Source organism: Rouxiella sp. T17 (genome assembly GCF_036663475.1).
Classification (GTDB): Bacteria; Pseudomonadota; Gammaproteobacteria; order Enterobacterales; family Enterobacteriaceae; genus Rouxiella.
The window spans coordinates 16,093-31,672 of the sequence record NZ_JAWUEA010000007.1 but is presented as its reverse complement, the minus strand read 5'-3'; the positions used below and the strand labels follow the sequence as shown (position 1 = coordinate 31,672).

The following is a 15,580-nucleotide window of genomic DNA, read 5'->3' as shown; positions in this document are numbered from 1 at the left end:
TGAGAACGAGTGCCGATTACGGCATAAACATCTTTACGATTTCCGCTCCCACGGACATGGATTTAAACGATGAAATTTCTCGGTAGATTGCTGCTGACAATCATTCTGTTGTTGGTTTTAGTGCTGGTCATATTCTACGTATTTCTGCAAACGCGCTGGGCGGCGGGCTCGATTAGCCGCTGGGTGACTGAAAACAGTGAATATCGCCTGTCGATTAGCAAGATTGATCACGACTGGTCTTCGCCGTCGCGCCTGAGCCTTTCCGGCGTGAAGTTTGCCGAGAAAAATCAGCCCGACGTGCTCGATGCCGCCGAGGTCGATCTCGACCTTGATTGGGCACAAATCACCGAGCCGCGCACCTTCGACCGCGTGGTGTTGGTTAACGGAACCCTTAATCTTTCGCCGCAATCGCTGAACCTGCCGCTGAAGGCCAATACGCTGCAACTGAGCAATATCGCGCTGAGTGGCGGGCTTGAGCAGTGGAAGGTCGAGGGCAAAAACGTTAATGCCGGTATCTCGCCGTGGCAGCCAACGTCCGGCGCCGTGTTAGGCAACAATGCGCAGTTTCAACTTAGCGCCGACACGCTGGCGCTGGATGATATTCCTGCTCAAAACGTGTTGATTCGGGGCCAAATCGATAACAAGCAGCTGACGTTAAGCAACTTTGGCGCGGATGTTTCGCGTGGCGAACTGACGGGCAAAGCGAGCCGCAGCGCCGATGGCAGCTGGACACTGGATAATCTGCGGTTGAGCAATGTCAGGCTGCAAAGCGCGCAGCCAATCAGTACGTTTTGGCAGGAATTTATCAAGCTGCCGAAGGTCGATATCAAGCGTTTCGACCTGATCGACGCCCGTCTTCAGGGACAAAACTGGTCAATCAGCGATTTGGATATGACGGTTACCGACGTCACGCTGCAAAAGGGAGACTGGCAAAGTAGCGACGGCCAGCTTTCTATGAACGCCACCGACCTGATTAACGGTAATCTGCATTTCAGCGATCCGAATCTGAATCTCGACTTTTCGCCGCAGGGCATCGCCATTCGCCAGTTCGGCACGCGTTGGGAAGGCGGCCTGTTGCGCACTTCAGGGAACTGGATCCGCGCGTCGCATAATCTTGAGCTTGACCAGCTGAGCGTCGCGTCGCTGGAATATACGCTGCCGGAAAACTGGCGTCAGCTGTGGCTCGATCAACTGCCAGACTGGCTGTCGGACGTGTCGGTGGCGAAGTTTACCGCCAATCGAAACCTGATCATCGATATCTCGCCCGACGCGCCTTTCCAGATAACCGGACTCGACGGTTTCGGCACCAATCTCAAGCTGGCGCGTAATCATCAGTGGGGAATGTGGTCGGGCAAGCTAAACCTCAACGCCAGCGATGCGACCTTTATTCGCAACGACGTGCGCCGCCCTTCTCTGGCGCTGGAAGCCAATGAAGACGCCGTAAATATTGCCGAGCTGAGCGCGTTTACCAAAGAGGGATTACTGGAAGCCACCGGCAAGGTGAGCCAGCAGCCACAGCGCGATTTTTCCGTCATGCTGACGGGCCGCGCGGTACCGGCCAACGAGCTGAAAAACTGGGGCTGGCCGGAAATTGGCGTGCAGGGCAACGTTAATATGCAGCTGAATCTCAAAGGGCAGATGCCCGCCAACGTCGATTTCAAACCCACGCTTAGCGGCACGCTGCACGCCACCGGCAACAACGGCCAAGAGATCCAGCAGCAGATGAATCGCGGCGTGGTGAGTCAATAAGTTAACTAACCTTCTGATTGTGCGAAGATTATTTTATACAGCGACACGCCCGGCAATGACCGGGCTTTTTTTTAGTTAATGGCCGGCTCAAGAGGATCATTGGGGGACGCGGGTAAGACGAGATAGGTTCCTTCAAATACTGCGCCCTCGCCTTCTTCGCCCATGAGCTGCACTTTAAGCTGCACGCGCGCTCTGCGCCCTTTCGCCAGTCGGTCTAAATCTCCGCTAATCGAGCTGAGATCGGCAATGGCGCGCGGCCTGCCGGTCACGGGCGAACTGTAACGAATGTGCGCGTCGGCCAACACGATAGTGCCGCCCAAATGGCGTTCACGCAGCAGCAGCCAAATCAGCCCCCAGCCCGTTAATGTCGCCAGTGAAAACAGGCTGCCCGCAAACAGCGTGTGGTGCGGGTTCTGATTGCCGGTTTCAGGCATGGTGGTAACAAAACGCTGGCCGGTGTACTGGCTGATGCGCACGCCCATCTTTTCGCTGAGCGGAATATGATCGTACCACGCCTGTTGCAGCTGCCCGCACCAGTCGGGGCGATGCAGAATGTCGTCCAGCGTTTCTATCGGTTTGATCATCAAAAAGTGGCGCACCGGCGTACTTTGCGGCGTGGTGATTTCGCCCTGATTGATAAAACCGAGCTTGGCAAAAAACTCGACGGCGTCTTCACGGGCGCTACACACCACGCGCTTTACGCCTTCCTGTCGGGCGACGGACTCGAGCGTCATCGCGACTAATGTACCCAGCCCTTTGGCCTGCACGTTCGGGTCGACCGCCAAAAAGCGAATCGACGCTTCGTTGTCGGCATTAATATATAAACGTCCGATGGCGACAGGTTTGCCGTGTTCATCGACCACCATCTGGTGATGCGCCATGGCATCATAGGCATCACGCTCTGACCCTTCCGGCTGATGCAGAGGCTTGCGCAGCATTTCCCAACGGAATTGATAATAGGCAGCCAGTTCTGATTCGGTTACGGGAACTCTCAGATGATACATAGATACTTTCTCTCTCTGGCATTGCGCCGTTGTGTTAGACCTGCAACCAGAAGGTAACAGGTCCATCATTAACCAAAGCCACTTTCATGTCGGCAGCAAAACGCCCGGTTTCGGTATGAAGGCCTTTTTCACGGCATTGACCGGTAAAATATTGATAAAGCCTGTCAGCCTCGGCGGGGGCGGCGCCTTTCGAGAAGCTCGGCCGCATGCCCTTTTGGGTATCGGCGACCAGCGTAAACTGCGACACCACCAGCAAACTGCCACCGGCCTGAGTGACGTTCAAATTCATCTTGTCGTCACTGTCGCCGAAAATGCGATAACCGGCGACTTTATCGCACAGCTTTTTGGCTTTCTGCTCGTCATCGCCCTGCTCAACGCCCAGCAAGACCAGTAATCCCGGACCAATTTCACCGCAGATTTCGCCCTCTACGGTAACGCTCGCCTCTAAAACTCGTTGAATCAACGCAATCATAACGACCCTATTTTTCTCGCGGCGCGGTATTTTTTTCCACGTCCTGTTCTTGTTGTTTGGCGCGAAACTCACCGAGCGTGACGGTAATTTCGGCACCCAATAGTACGATACACCAGCTGATATAGACCCATAAAAATAAAATCGGGATCACGGCCAGCACGCCGTAAATCAGCTGATAAGACGGAAAAAGCTGCACATAAAGCGCGAAGCCTTTTTTGCCGAGCTCGAACAGCGCACCCGCCACCAGCGCGCCGATCAGCGCATCTTTGGTCGGCACGCTCGAGGTTGGCACCGCCAGATAAAGCAGCCAGAAGGAGATCCACGAGATAAGCAGCGGCAACACGCGTAGCGCTCTGTCGACCACGGAATGCAGCCCGTTAAGGCTGAGCCAGTTGAGCGACAGCAAATATGAGCTGATGGCGACGCTGGCAACCAGCAGAATCGGCCCGAGCGTCAGCACCATCCAGTAGACCGCGAATGAAAATACCAGCGGCCGCTGGGTGTGACTGCGCCAAATCTTGTTCAACACGCTGTCGACGGAGGCAATCAGCAGCAGCGAGGTGACGATCAGCCCGACGGTGCCCACGGCGGTCATCTTGCTGGAGTTGGAAACAAACTGCTCGAGATAACGCTGAATGACATCGCCCGTGGCCGGCATGAAATTGGTCAGAATAAAGCTCTTCAACTGCACGCTGATGTCGGAGAACACCGGAAACAGCGTAAACAGTGAAAAGACCACGGCGATCAGCGGCACCAGCGAAAGCAGGGAAACATAGGCCAGATGGCCCGCCAACAGGGTTAATCCATCGCTGTCGGCGCGCCAATAAAGCATCTTGCTAAAACGTAAGGCACACTTCAGCTTGGGATGGAGCCTCGGCATTGTTTAATCCTTTAAAGCTTAGGTAATTTGATGGCCCGAAAAGTGATGCGAAAGCGTATCGCCGTCGGTCACCAAAATCGCCTGAATCCCCAATGCGCTGGCAGCGTTGACGTTCTCGGCCACATCATCGAAAAATACCGCTTCCTGCGCGCTGAACCCTTCTTTATCCAATACATACTGGAAAATGGCCGGATCAGGTTTACGCAGGCCGATTTGCTGGGACAGATAAACGGCATCGGCATTTTGCTCGATTTCGGGATAGTGCGTCGGCCAGTGTTCAAAGTGCAGCGAATTGGTGTTCGACAGCACCACGACGCGATGCCCTTCCTGACGCAGCTTTTTCATGGTGGCGATAGCCTCCGGGCGCAGGCCGACAAAAATCGACTGCCAGCCGGCGGTGAACTGTTCGAAGCTCAGCGCGATGCCCAGCTCGTCGCAAATCTCTTCGGCAAACTGTTGATCGGTGATTTCTCCGCGTTCATGTTGCTGGAAAGCGTCACCCATCGTGAATCGTTCCATCAGATGGGCCAGCGGCGTTCCGCTAAGATTGCTCCACACGCCCAGCACACGCTTGAAATCGATATCAATTAACACGTTGCCCATATCAAATATATACAGCATTGCACGCTCCTGATTTCAAAGACGAAGAGCTACTTTAGCCGTAAATAAGGGATCTGAACAGTGACACAGCGAGCTGCTTGCAGTCCGTTTAGGAAAAGTACGCATAAAAAAAGGGCACCCAAAGGTGCCCTCTCTACGACGAACGTGCGGGTTAAAGAAGATTACGCTTCTTTAGGACCACGGCTAGCACGTTTACGGTCGTTCTCGGTCAGGTGACGTTTACGGATACGTACAGACAGAGGAGTAACTTCTACCAACTCGTCGTCATCCAGGAACTCGATAGCTTGTTCCAGAGACATCTTGATGGCAGGAACCAGCGTGGTCGCTTCGTCAGTACCAGAAGCACGCATGTTGGTCAGTTTCTTACCGGTCAGGCAGTTAACAGTCAAGTCGTTTGAACGTGAGTGAATACCGATAACCTGGCCTTCATACACTTCAGCACCGTGACCCAGGAACAGCTTGCCGCGATCTTGCAGACCGAACAGAGCAAACGCAACCGCTTTACCCTGACCGTTGGAGATCAGCACGCCATTCTGACGCTGGCCGATGTCGCCTGAACGCACGTCATCGTAGTGACTGAACGTGGAGTACAGCAGACCGGTACCAGAAGTCATGGTCATGAATTCGGTACGGAAACCGATCAGGCCACGTGCCGGGATCAGGTAATCGAGACGAATACGACCTTTGCCGTCAGGGATCATGTCCTTAACGTCGCCTTTACGCTCACCCATGGCTTGCATGACTGAACCCTGGTGCTGCTCTTCGATATCCAAAGTCACGTTTTCGAACGGCTCTTGCATGCGGCCATCGATTTTACGGTTGATTACTTTAGGACGAGAAACAGCCAGCTCGAAACCTTCACGACGCATGTTTTCGATCAGAACCGACAGGTGAAGTTCACCACGGCCTGAAACGCGGAATGCGTCGGAGTCTTCGGTTTCTTCAACACGCAGTGCAACGTTGTGCACCAGTTCTTTGTTCAGACGGTCAAGAATCTGACGTGAAGTCACATACTTACCTTCTTTACCACAGAACGGAGAGGTGTTTACGTTGAAGTACATGGTAACGGTTGGTTCATCAACGCTCAGAGCTGGCAGCGCTTCGACGTTCTGTGGATCACAGATGGTGTCGGAGATGTTCAGTTCGCCCAGACCGGTGATAGCAATGATGTCGCCAGCTTCCGCAGTCGCAGCTTCGATACGCTCAAGACCCATGTGGGTCAGAACTTTACCGACTTTACCGTTACGGGTTTTGCCTTCGCTATCAATGATAGTGACCTGCTGGTTAACTTTGGCAATACCACGTTTGATACGGCCGATGCCGATAACGCCAACATAGTTGTTGTAGTCCAGCTGGGAGATTTGCATCTGCAGTGGGCCAGTGCTGTCAACCTGTGGAGCGGATACGTGGTCAACGATCGCCTGGTACAGCGGGGTCATGTCTTCGGCCATATCGTTATGGTCGGTACCCGCGATACCCATCAGTGCAGAAGCATAGATGATAGGGAAATCAAGCTGCTCATCGGTAGCATCAAGGTTTACGAACAGGTCGAATACCTGGTCAACAACCCAGTCAGGACGCGCGCCAGGGCGGTCGACCTTGTTGATTACCACGATCGGCTTCAGACCATTAGCGAATGCTTTTTTGGTCACGAAGCGGGTTTGCGGCATAGGGCCATCCATTGCATCCACAACCAGCAGCACCGAGTCAACCATTGACATCACACGCTCTACCTCGCCGCCGAAGTCGGCGTGTCCCGGGGTATCAACGATGTTGATGCGGTAGTCTTTCCAATTAATGGCGGTGTTTTTTGCGAGGATGGTAATCCCACGCTCTTTCTCCAAATCGTTGGAGTCCATTACGCGTTCGGTTGCTTCTACACGCTCTCCGAAGGTACCGGATTGCTGTAGCAGCTTGTCAACCAGGGTAGTTTTACCATGGTCAACGTGGGCAATAATGGCGATGTTACGCAAATTTTCGATCACAGCTTTGCCTCAGGCATTTAGAAATATAGAAATAGCGCGCTATTGTACACGTATTAGGCTAGGTTCTAAACAAGTTCACAAGATTCTCTTTGAAACAACTTCTGTATGGTTACTTTACGATCCCTTTCACGGTGCAAAACCCCGTCTGACCCAAAATGGTGCACCAAATTGGGTCACAACCCGTGTGGTTTTGACCCAAAATAGTGCATTAATCCCGTTATGGTGCATACTCAATAACCATACAACCCGCGCAGAACGGCAATCGTACCGATTTGACAAAGTTGGCACAGATTTCGCTATTACTTATTCAGGGTGAAAAGAGTCTTATCAGAGCCATTATAGAGCTGTTTAAGCCACACGCCATTTTCGACACTGTTTGTTGATTCGTTCGAAGACGAACACATAATGAGAATTTCGGGAGAACTAGTATGTCCGCTGAACACGTTTTTGCGATTATCAAGGAAAATGAAGTCAAGTTCATTGACCTGCGCTTCACTGACACCAAGGGTAAAGAACAGCACGTTACCATTCCATCTCACCAGGTGAGCCCGGACTTCTTTGAAGATGGTAAAATGTTCGATGGTTCTTCCATCGGCGGCTGGAAAACCATCAACGACTCAGACATGGTGCTGATGCCAGATCCGAGCACGGCGGTTCTTGACCCGTTCTTTGAAGAGTCTACCTTGATCATCCGTTGTGACATCGTAGAGCCAAACACTCTGCAAGGTTATGACCGCGACCCGCGTTCAACGGCTAAACGTGCTGAAGACTTCCTGAAAACTTCCGGTATCGCAGACACCGTGCTGTTCGGACCTGAGCCAGAGTTCTTCCTGTTTGATGATGTGCGCTTCGGCAGCAGCATCTCCGGTTCTCATGTTGCTATCGATGATATCGAAGGCGCGTGGAACTCCAGCACCAAATACGAAGGCGGCAACAAAGGCCACCGTCCAGCAGTAAAAGGCGGTTACTTCCCGGTTCCTCCGGTCGACTCCGCTCAGGACCTGCGTTCTACCATGTGTCTGACCATGGAAGAAATGGGCCTGGTTGTTGAAGCTCACCACCACGAAGTGGCGACCGCTGGCCAGAACGAAGTGGCAACCCGCTTCAACACCCTGACCAAGAAAGCCGACGAAATCCAGATCTACAAATACGTGGTTCACAACGTGGCTCACGCATTTGGCAAAACTGCGACCTTTATGCCAAAACCAATGTTTGGCGATAACGGTTCAGGCATGCACTGCCACATGTCCCTGTCCAAAGACGGTAACAACCTGTTCTCTGGCGACAAATACGGCGGCCTGTCCGAAACTGCGCTGTACTACATCGGTGGTATCATCAAGCACGCCAAAGCAATCAATGCTTACGCGAACCCGACCACCAACTCCTACAAGCGTCTGGTCCCAGGCTACGAAGCTCCTGTTATGCTGGCTTACTCAGCGCGTAACCGTTCTGCTTCTATCCGTATTCCACACGTTTCAAGCCCGAAAGCGATGCGTATCGAAGCGCGCTTCCCTGATCCAGCGGCTAACCCATACCTGGCGTTTGCTGCCCTGCTGATGGCTGGCCTCGACGGCATCATCAACAAAATCCATCCTGGCGACGCGATGGACAAAGACCTGTACCACCTGCCACCAGAAGAAGCGGCAGAGATCCCACAGGTTGCTGGTTCTCTGGAAGAGGCTCTGAACGAGCTGGATGCAGACCGTGAGTTCCTGACTCGTGGTGGCGTATTCACCAATGACGCAATCGATGCTTACATCGCGCTGCGTACTGAAGAAAACGACCGCATCCGCATGACGCCACACCCAGTAGAGTTCGAACTGTACTACAGCGTTTAATAACGTTTACGTAGTCCCGAGCTTTACTCCGCACTGTCGTGGTTTTCGAGCCTTGGCAGTGCGGAACAAAAATATAGAGATATTTTTTGTTGCCGTGGAATCTTTTAGCCCATCTCCGGATGGGCTTTTTTCTCCACGCTACTTTCCTGTGTGACATCCCCGGCCCGGCGCATTGACGGGAAGCGGGTTTAAATGCACCAATCAGGTGCGGGAGACTGCTGTATGGCAACTGGCAAGCTGCCCGATGCTGGGCAGATCCTCAATTCTCTTATCAACAGCGTTCTGCTGTTGGACGACGAGTTGGCCGTGCATTACGCCAATCCGGCGGCTCAGCAATTACTTGCGCAGAGTTCACGTAAACTTTTCGGCACGCCGTTGCCCGATCTGGTGGGCTACTTTTCGCTGAATATCGCGTTAATGCGCGAAAGTATTGAGGCTGGGCAAGGATTTACCGACAGCGAAGTCACCCTGGTGGTGGATGGTCGGGCGCACATTATGTCGCTGACCGCACAGGCTTTGCCGGAAGGTTTTATTTTACTCGAGCTCGCGCCGATGGATAACCAGCGTCGTTTGAGTCAGGAACAGCTTCAGCACGCGCAGCAGGTCGCCGCAAGGGATCTTATTCGCGGGCTGGCACATGAAATTAAAAACCCGCTGGGTGGACTTCGGGGCGCGGCGCAGTTGCTGTCGAAGGCGCTTCCCGACCCGTCCCTGCTGGAATATACCAAGGTCATTATCGAGCAGGCCGACCGTTTACGTAATCTGGTTGACCGTTTGCTGGGGCCGCAAAGACCGAGTCAGCATATTACGCAGAGCATTCATCAGGTTGCCGAGCGCGTATGCCAGCTGGTGTCGATGGAAAAACCCGACAACGTTCAGCTGGTTCGCGATTACGACCCGAGCCTGCCCGAACTGGCGCACGATCCGGATCAAATCGAGCAGATTCTGCTTAACATTACTCGCAATGCCTTGCAGGCATTGGGAGAAGAAGGCGGCACTATTACGTTAAGAACGCGTACCGCTTTCCAAAGTACCCTGCACGGGGTGCGCTACCGTCTGGTGGCCCGTATCGATATTGAAGATGACGGTCCCGGCGTGCCTGCCCATTTGCAGGACACCCTTTTTTACCCCATGGTCAGCGGCCGCGAAGGGGGAACAGGTCTGGGCCTGTCCATCGCGCGCAGTTTGATTGACCAGCATTCGGGTAAAGTTGAATTTAACAGTTGGCCAGGACACACCGAATTCTCGGTTTTCCTGCCTATTCGCCAGTGAGGTTTCTATGCAACGAGGGATAGTCTGGATCGTCGATGACGATAGCTCCATCCGCTGGGTTCTTGAACGCGCGCTCACTGGAGCAGGCTTGAACTGCACCACGTTCGACAGCGGCAATGACGTGCTGGAAGCCATTGCGACTCAAACCCCTGACGTTTTGTTATCAGATATTCGCATGCCTGGAATGGACGGGCTGGCGCTGTTAAAACAAATCAAACAACGTCATCCGATGCTGCCCGTCATTATTATGACCGCGCATTCGGATTTGGACGCGGCGGTCAGCGCGTATCAACAGGGCGCGTTCGACTATTTGCCAAAACCTTTCGATATTGACGAAGCCGTCGCGCTGGTTGAGCGCGCGATCAGTCACTATCAGGAGCAGCAGCAGCCCGCGCGCAGCCAACCGGCCAGCGGCCCGACGGCGGATATTATCGGTGAAGCGCCTGCCATGCAGGACGTGTTTCGCATCATCGGTCGTCTCTCCCGGTCATCAATAAGCGTGTTGATTAACGGCGAATCGGGTACGGGTAAAGAGCTGGTGGCGCACGCGTTGCATCGCCACAGCCCGCGCGCCAAAGCGCCGTTTATTGCCCTGAATATGGCGGCTATCCCGAAAGATTTGATTGAGTCCGAGCTGTTCGGCCATGAAAAAGGGGCGTTTACGGGCGCCAATCAAATTCGTCAGGGTCGTTTTGAACAGGCCGATAACGGCACGCTGTTCCTCGATGAAATCGGTGATATGCCGATGGACGTGCAAACCCGCTTGCTGCGCGTATTGGCCGACGGCCAGTTTTATCGCGTGGGCGGCTATGCGCCGGTGAAAGTCGACGTGCGCATCATCGCGGCGACCCACCAGAATCTCGAGCTGCGCGTGCAGGAAGGCAAGTTCCGTGAGGATTTATTCCACCGTCTGAACGTGATTCGCGTGCATCTGCCGCCGCTGCGCGAGCGTCGTGAAGATATTCCGCGTTTGGCACGCTATTTCCTGCAAGTTGCGGCCAAAGAGCTGGGTGTTGAAGCGAAAAACCTGCATCCGGAAACGGAAACGGCGCTGACTCGCCTGCCTTGGCAAGGTAACGTGCGCCAGCTCGAAAACACCTGTCGCTGGTTAACGGTGATGGCAGCGGGTCAGGAAGTCCTGATTCAGGATTTACCGCCTGAACTGTTTGAAAGCAGCGCGCCAGAGACCGGCGGACAGAGTCTGCCAGACAGTTGGGCGACGTTGCTGGCACAGTGGGCGGATCGCGCATTACGTTCCGGTCATCAAAACCTGCTTTCCGAGGCTCAGCCAGAAATGGAGCGCACGCTGCTGACTACCGCACTGCGTCACACTCAGGGACACAAGCAGGAAGCCGCCAGATTGCTAGGTTGGGGACGCAATACGTTGACCCGCAAACTCAAAGAATTAGGCATGGAATAACGGCTTTTACGCTGATTTTTTCATGTGATTAAAAAGCGGATTAACGCGAAATAAAACCTGTCCCGGCCCCTGAAGCCGGGCTTTTTTTTGCCTTTTTACTGCCTTTTTCCTGTCACGACGCGCTTTCGGCCAAGGCAATTGTTTGTCCTTGCTCACAAACCTGATACGCCATTTCCCCCGCCAAACCTCGCACTAAAACATTCTGTAACGCCGAAATTCCCTTTCGCGGCTACTGTGCAAATTTCTAAAAGTCCCTATTATCAAGGTCAACAGCGCATTTCGAACCGATCGGTACGTTATTAGTTTAAATTATCAACATAATTTGAAGCATTTATCATTCCTTGCAGGAATCAATCCATAAAACCAGATGCCGTTCTTAACGCGTTGTTGCTGACATAATCCAATGAAATAACCCAAAAGAAACAAGCAGCTAACAAAGAGCTGCGACGAACGATTTTTTATCTCTCCCCTACAGAGGAATGAAGCGATGCTGGTGACCCTGAGTATTTTAATGCTCGTGTGTTTTATCTTTTGCCTGATGACAAAACGGTTGTCAGCCCTGACCGCGCTGATCATTATTCCGACCGTTTTTGCGCTGATTGGCGGTTTCTACGCCAATATCGGCAAGTTCATGATGGATGGTATTAAAACCGTTGCCCCCAACGGCGTAATGATTATTTTTGCGATGCTCTATTTCATGGTGATGACCGAGGCGGGCATGTTCGATCCGCTGGTCAAACGCGTGATTAAGGCCGTAAAAGGCGATCCGGTTAAAATCTATCTCGGCACCGTGCTGCTGGCGTTTCTCGTCGCGCTGGACGGCGACGGCGCCACGATTTACATCATCGTGCTGTCGGCGTTTCTGCCTATCTACAAGCGCCTCGGAATGTCATTGCCGATGGTGTGCTGCCTGCTGCTGCAAGTGTCGGGATTGGGCAATATGGTGCCGTGGGGCGGACCTACCGCGCGTGCCGCCACCTCGATGCACGTCGATATTGGCGAGATGTTTGTGCCAATGATGCCCGCGCTTGTCGCCAGCGCCGTCTGGACCTTTGTGCTGGCCTACATTTTCGGACGCCGCGAGCGCGCGCGTTTGGGGCCAAACATCAACGTAGATTACGAACACGCTATCGAAGAACAGCATCGCTGCCGCGGTACAAAAACTTTCTACTTCAATTGGACTTTAACCATTTTGTTGATAATTGGTTTATGTATCGAAGTGTTGCCGCTAAGCTATCTGTTCATGATCGCGGCCTGTCTGGCGCTGATTGTTAACTTCCCGGACCTGACGGCGCAAAAAGAGCAGCTGGAACAACACGCTCCACCGATTCTCGCGGTTTCCAGCCTCATCTTTGCGGCGGGTGTGTTTACCGGCGTGTTTACCGGAACGGGAATGGTTAACGCGGTGGGCGGTGCCCTGCTCAACGTGATCCCGGATTCTCTGGGGCCGTACATGGCCGTGGTTACCGCCGTGCTGAGTATTCCGATGACCTGGCTGGTGTCGAACGATGTGTTCTATTTTGGCGTGCTGCCGGTGTTGGCGGATACGGCAAAACATCACGGCATTACCGGCATCGAAATGGCACGCGCTGCGTTAATGGGTCAGCCGGTGCATATTCTTAGCCCGCTGGTCGCGTCAACTTATCTGGTGGTGAGCATGCTGAAACTGGATTATTCAGAGAATCAGTATTTCACCTTTAAATGGTCTCTGTTGAGCAGCCTGATATTAATTGCTGTTTCACTGCTTACGGGGATTTTTCCTTTCTACGCTGCATAGAGTGTTTTATGACCTGGTTATTTGATCAATGGGATTTCATCGTCATCCTGCTCCAAATTATTGTAATCGACCTGCTGCTGGGCGGTGACAACGCGGTAGTTATTGCCATGGCCTGCCGCAAGCTGCCGCCTAACCTGCGCAACAAGGCGATTGTTATCGGTACGATTGGTGCGATTGTGGCGCGCGTGGTCTTGTTGATCGTGGCGGTTAGCCTGTTGAACCTGCCTTATCTGAAGCTTGTCGGCGGACTGCTGCTGCTGTGGATAGGCATCAAGCTGGTGGCCAACGAAGACGAAGAGAGTGAAATCAAAGGCGCAACCAGCCTGTGGAAAACCGCGATGACTATCGTAGTGGCCGACGTGGTGATGTCGCTGGACAACGTATTGGCCGTGGCCGCTGCGGGTAAAGGCAACTTCCTGGTGGTCGCGCTGGGCGTGGTGATCAGCATTCCAATCATCGTGGCGGGCAGCAAGCTGGTGCTGGCAATCATCAACCGTTTCCCGGCGGTCGTGATGTTGGGCGGCGCGCTGATTGGCTGGATTGCGGGCAGCATGCTGGTTGAAGACCCGGCCATCGCGCATCTGAAAATGGCGGCTATCAACCATCTGCCGACGATCGGCGGTATTGTGGGCGCGGTGCTGGTGCTGGCGATTGGTATGGGTAAAGGCAAGCTGGCAGCACGCAGCAACTGATTACTCTTTATTGATTAAGTTACTTTCTATTGATTTAGAAATAAGAAAAGAAAAAACCCCAGTGGACAGTCTCCGCTGGGGTTTTCTTATTTATATTACTGCTTCTATTTCTATAGCGGCTGAACAGCCGCAAGAAAACGATTATTTAAAGCTTTCTGCCGCCGTCTGCGCGATGGCGATTTCATTCGGGTTGGCAGAGCCGCTCACGCCGACAGAACCAATCACGCTGTTTTTATACATCACCGGATTGCCGCCGCCCAATGGCACCATGCCTGGCAGCGTAGCGATGGCGGGTTCGGTGCCGTTTGCGCGGCCCATGTATTTGTCGGTTGGCGTGTGATACAGCGCGCCTGCGCGAGCTTTCAGGATAGAAGAGTCGATACAGCCTACCGGCGCGTTATCCATGCGTTTAAAGGCCAGTAGCTGACCTGCCTGGTCCAGAACGGCGATACACACGTTGGCGTGCAGGCTGTCGGCTTTTTCGGTCGCCACGGAAATCAGCTTTTCGGCGTCGCTGTAAGACAAAATAGTTTGGGTCATGGTGGCGTTGGCGGAAAAGGCACTCAGGCTGCCAAGAGAACACAGAGCAGCTAACATCAGTAATTTCTTCACGGTAAAACCCCTATATATCATTGGTAATATGAAAAGTAAGAGCAGCATGGACTTAGCGTAATAAGCGAAATGATTCAATGAATAGCCGCCGTCTTATTTAATCGATGCCCTTTTTATTTTAAAAGATGCAGTAAGACGGCGGTAATACTTTACTATTTAGTTTAAAACAGTTAGCTATTAAGTTTAAGACAGTTAACTATTTTATTTAAAGACGATTAATTCAGTACGGTTAACGCCGCTTTAGCGGCTTCGGTATCCACATCGCCATTAGGTGTACTCACACCAATTGCGCCGACAACCTGACCTTCCAGTTTAATTGGGATACCGCCCGAGAAAGGCAAAATACGTGGGTTGCCCAATATAAGCAAATTACCCTGCGTCACTTTCTGCTGATAAGATTCGGTTGGCTGACCGAAATAAGCCGAGGTCTTGGCTTTCTCTGGTGCCAGAGCAATATTTGCCGGCGTTGCGCCATCAAGACGGTCGAAAGTAATAAGCTGACCGGCAGCATCGACAATAGCGACTGCGCCGCCGATGTGGTGCGATTTAATGGTCTCTTCCGCTTTCTTCAACAGTTCGTTGGCCTGATCGCGGGTCAATACCGGAACGTGAGTCACACTGTTTTCCGCCGCCTGAGCCGCAAAACCGGTCAGCAGCCCGGATACCATTAATGCACAAATAGCCTTCTTCATAATAAATCTCACTTTTTCAACGCCTTGTTTAACACATACGGCGGGCACGAAAACCGTCACCCGCCCTTTTGGATAGCAGCAGAATATCAGGCCGCGCTTTTCTGCACGCCTTTGATTTTATTATTTTTGTTACCAAACTTTTGGCTGATTAAATAATCCAGACTCCAGCGGCCCGGACCATTGACCACCAGCAGTAAAAAGCCCGCGGCGCAGGAGGCATTTTTCAACCACACCATCAGGTGCGCGTGGCTATAGCCTTGATAAAAAAGAAATCCGGCCACGATGGAGAACACGGCCATAAAGATAGAGGTGAAGCGCGTCAGGAAGCCAAAGGCGATGGCGATACCGCCGCCAACCTCAAGCAGAATAACCAGAGGCAGGAAAAACGCCGGCACCTGATTCTGAGCCATCAGCGCAACGTTATCGGAATAATGAACAATTTTATCGGCACCTGATGCAAAAAACAGCCCAACGGCCAAAATACGAGCAACGACATACGCAAAATCTGAGGATTTATTCATAATTTATTTCGCTACAGTGATTTACAAGTGATTTCTAATTAAATA

Annotated in this window: 15 protein-coding genes; 6 read left to right on the top strand and 9 right to left on the bottom strand. The window is 52.7% G+C overall.

Annotation, left to right across the window (positions count from 1 at the left end):
- Positions 1-69 precede the first annotated feature (69 nt).
- On the top strand, positions 70-1,749 hold the full coding sequence (locus SC206_RS01435) for an AsmA family protein (protein WP_332733453.1): 1,680 nt from the start codon (positions 70-72) through the stop codon (positions 1,747-1,749).
- Between the two features lie 71 nt (positions 1,750-1,820).
- Here SC206_RS01435 and fabY read toward each other — a convergent pair whose 3' ends face one another.
- The 5 genes from fabY to typA form a co-directional block, all read right to left on the bottom strand.
- Positions 1,821-2,753 (bottom strand): fatty acid biosynthesis protein FabY, encoded by a 933-nt coding sequence (fabY, locus tag SC206_RS01430; protein ID WP_332733451.1) that lies wholly within the window; start codon positions 2,751-2,753, stop codon positions 1,821-1,823.
- A gap of 34 nt (positions 2,754-2,787) precedes the next feature.
- Positions 2,788-3,225, bottom strand: a complete 438-nt coding sequence (gene dtd / locus SC206_RS01425) for a D-aminoacyl-tRNA deacylase (protein WP_332733449.1) — start codon at positions 3,223-3,225, stop codon at positions 2,788-2,790.
- 7 nt (positions 3,226-3,232) lie between these two features.
- The gene (locus SC206_RS01420; RefSeq protein ID WP_332733447.1) at positions 3,233-4,105 is read right to left on the bottom strand and encodes a virulence factor BrkB family protein; all 873 of its coding nucleotides are present in this window, start codon (positions 4,103-4,105) and stop codon (positions 3,233-3,235) included.
- A gap of 18 nt (positions 4,106-4,123) precedes the next feature.
- Positions 4,124-4,726 carry a glucose-1-phosphatase gene (gene yihX, locus SC206_RS01415; protein WP_332733445.1) on the bottom strand — a complete coding sequence of 201 codons (603 nt, stop codon included), beginning with the start codon at positions 4,724-4,726 and terminating at the stop codon, positions 4,124-4,126.
- Between the two features lie 161 nt (positions 4,727-4,887).
- Complete coding sequence (gene typA, locus SC206_RS01410; protein ID WP_332733443.1) at positions 4,888-6,711, bottom strand: ribosome-dependent GTPase TypA; 1,824 nt, start codon at positions 6,709-6,711, stop codon at positions 4,888-4,890.
- Between the two features lie 428 nt (positions 6,712-7,139).
- On the opposite strand from typA, the gene glnA reads away from it, so the two are divergent.
- The 3 genes from glnA (at position 7,140) to glnG (ending at position 11,241) form a co-directional block, all read left to right on the top strand.
- Positions 7,140-8,549 carry a glutamate--ammonia ligase gene (gene glnA / locus SC206_RS01405; protein ID WP_332733441.1) on the top strand — a complete coding sequence of 470 codons (1,410 nt, stop codon included), beginning with the start codon at positions 7,140-7,142 and terminating at the stop codon, positions 8,547-8,549.
- 222 nt (positions 8,550-8,771) lie between these two features.
- Complete coding sequence (glnL, locus tag SC206_RS01400; RefSeq protein ID WP_332733439.1) at positions 8,772-9,821, top strand: nitrogen regulation protein NR(II); 1,050 nt, start codon at positions 8,772-8,774, stop codon at positions 9,819-9,821.
- Positions 9,822-9,828: 7 nt separating this feature from the next.
- On the top strand, positions 9,829-11,241 hold the full coding sequence (glnG, locus tag SC206_RS01395) for a nitrogen regulation protein NR(I) (protein WP_332733436.1): 1,413 nt from the start codon (positions 9,829-9,831) through the stop codon (positions 11,239-11,241).
- Positions 11,242-11,247: 6 nt separating this feature from the next.
- Here the strand turns inward: glnG and SC206_RS01390 are convergent, their stop codons facing one another.
- On the bottom strand, positions 11,248-11,397 hold the full coding sequence (locus tag SC206_RS01390; RefSeq protein ID WP_332733434.1) for a hypothetical protein: 150 nt from the start codon (positions 11,395-11,397) through the stop codon (positions 11,248-11,250).
- A gap of 331 nt (positions 11,398-11,728) precedes the next feature.
- On the opposite strand from SC206_RS01390, the gene SC206_RS01385 reads away from it, so the two are divergent.
- Both SC206_RS01385 and SC206_RS01380 read left to right on the top strand, forming a co-directional pair.
- A complete protein-coding gene (locus SC206_RS01385; protein WP_332733432.1) occupies positions 11,729-13,018 on the top strand; it encodes a CitMHS family transporter in 1,290 nt (429 codons plus the stop codon).
- Positions 13,019-13,026: 8 nt separating this feature from the next.
- Positions 13,027-13,710: a TerC family protein gene (locus tag SC206_RS01380; RefSeq protein WP_332733431.1), complete on the top strand. Its 684-nt coding sequence runs from the start codon at positions 13,027-13,029 to the stop codon at positions 13,708-13,710.
- 141 nt (positions 13,711-13,851) lie between these two features.
- On the opposite strand, the gene SC206_RS01375 is transcribed toward SC206_RS01380, so the two are convergent.
- The 3 genes from SC206_RS01375 to SC206_RS01365 all read right to left on the bottom strand — a co-directional run bounded on the left by SC206_RS01375 (position 13,852) and on the right by SC206_RS01365 (position 15,535).
- Complete coding sequence (locus tag SC206_RS01375) at positions 13,852-14,307, bottom strand: GlcG/HbpS family heme-binding protein (protein ID WP_332733430.1); 456 nt, start codon at positions 14,305-14,307, stop codon at positions 13,852-13,854.
- A 230-nt stretch (positions 14,308-14,537) separates the two neighbouring features.
- Entirely contained in the window at positions 14,538-15,014 is a 477-nt protein-coding gene (locus tag SC206_RS01370; RefSeq protein ID WP_332733428.1) for a GlcG/HbpS family heme-binding protein, read from the bottom strand.
- Positions 15,015-15,100: 86 nt separating this feature from the next.
- Positions 15,101-15,535: a DoxX family protein gene (locus tag SC206_RS01365; protein ID WP_332733426.1), complete on the bottom strand. Its 435-nt coding sequence runs from the start codon at positions 15,533-15,535 to the stop codon at positions 15,101-15,103.
- Positions 15,536-15,580 lie beyond the last annotated feature (45 nt).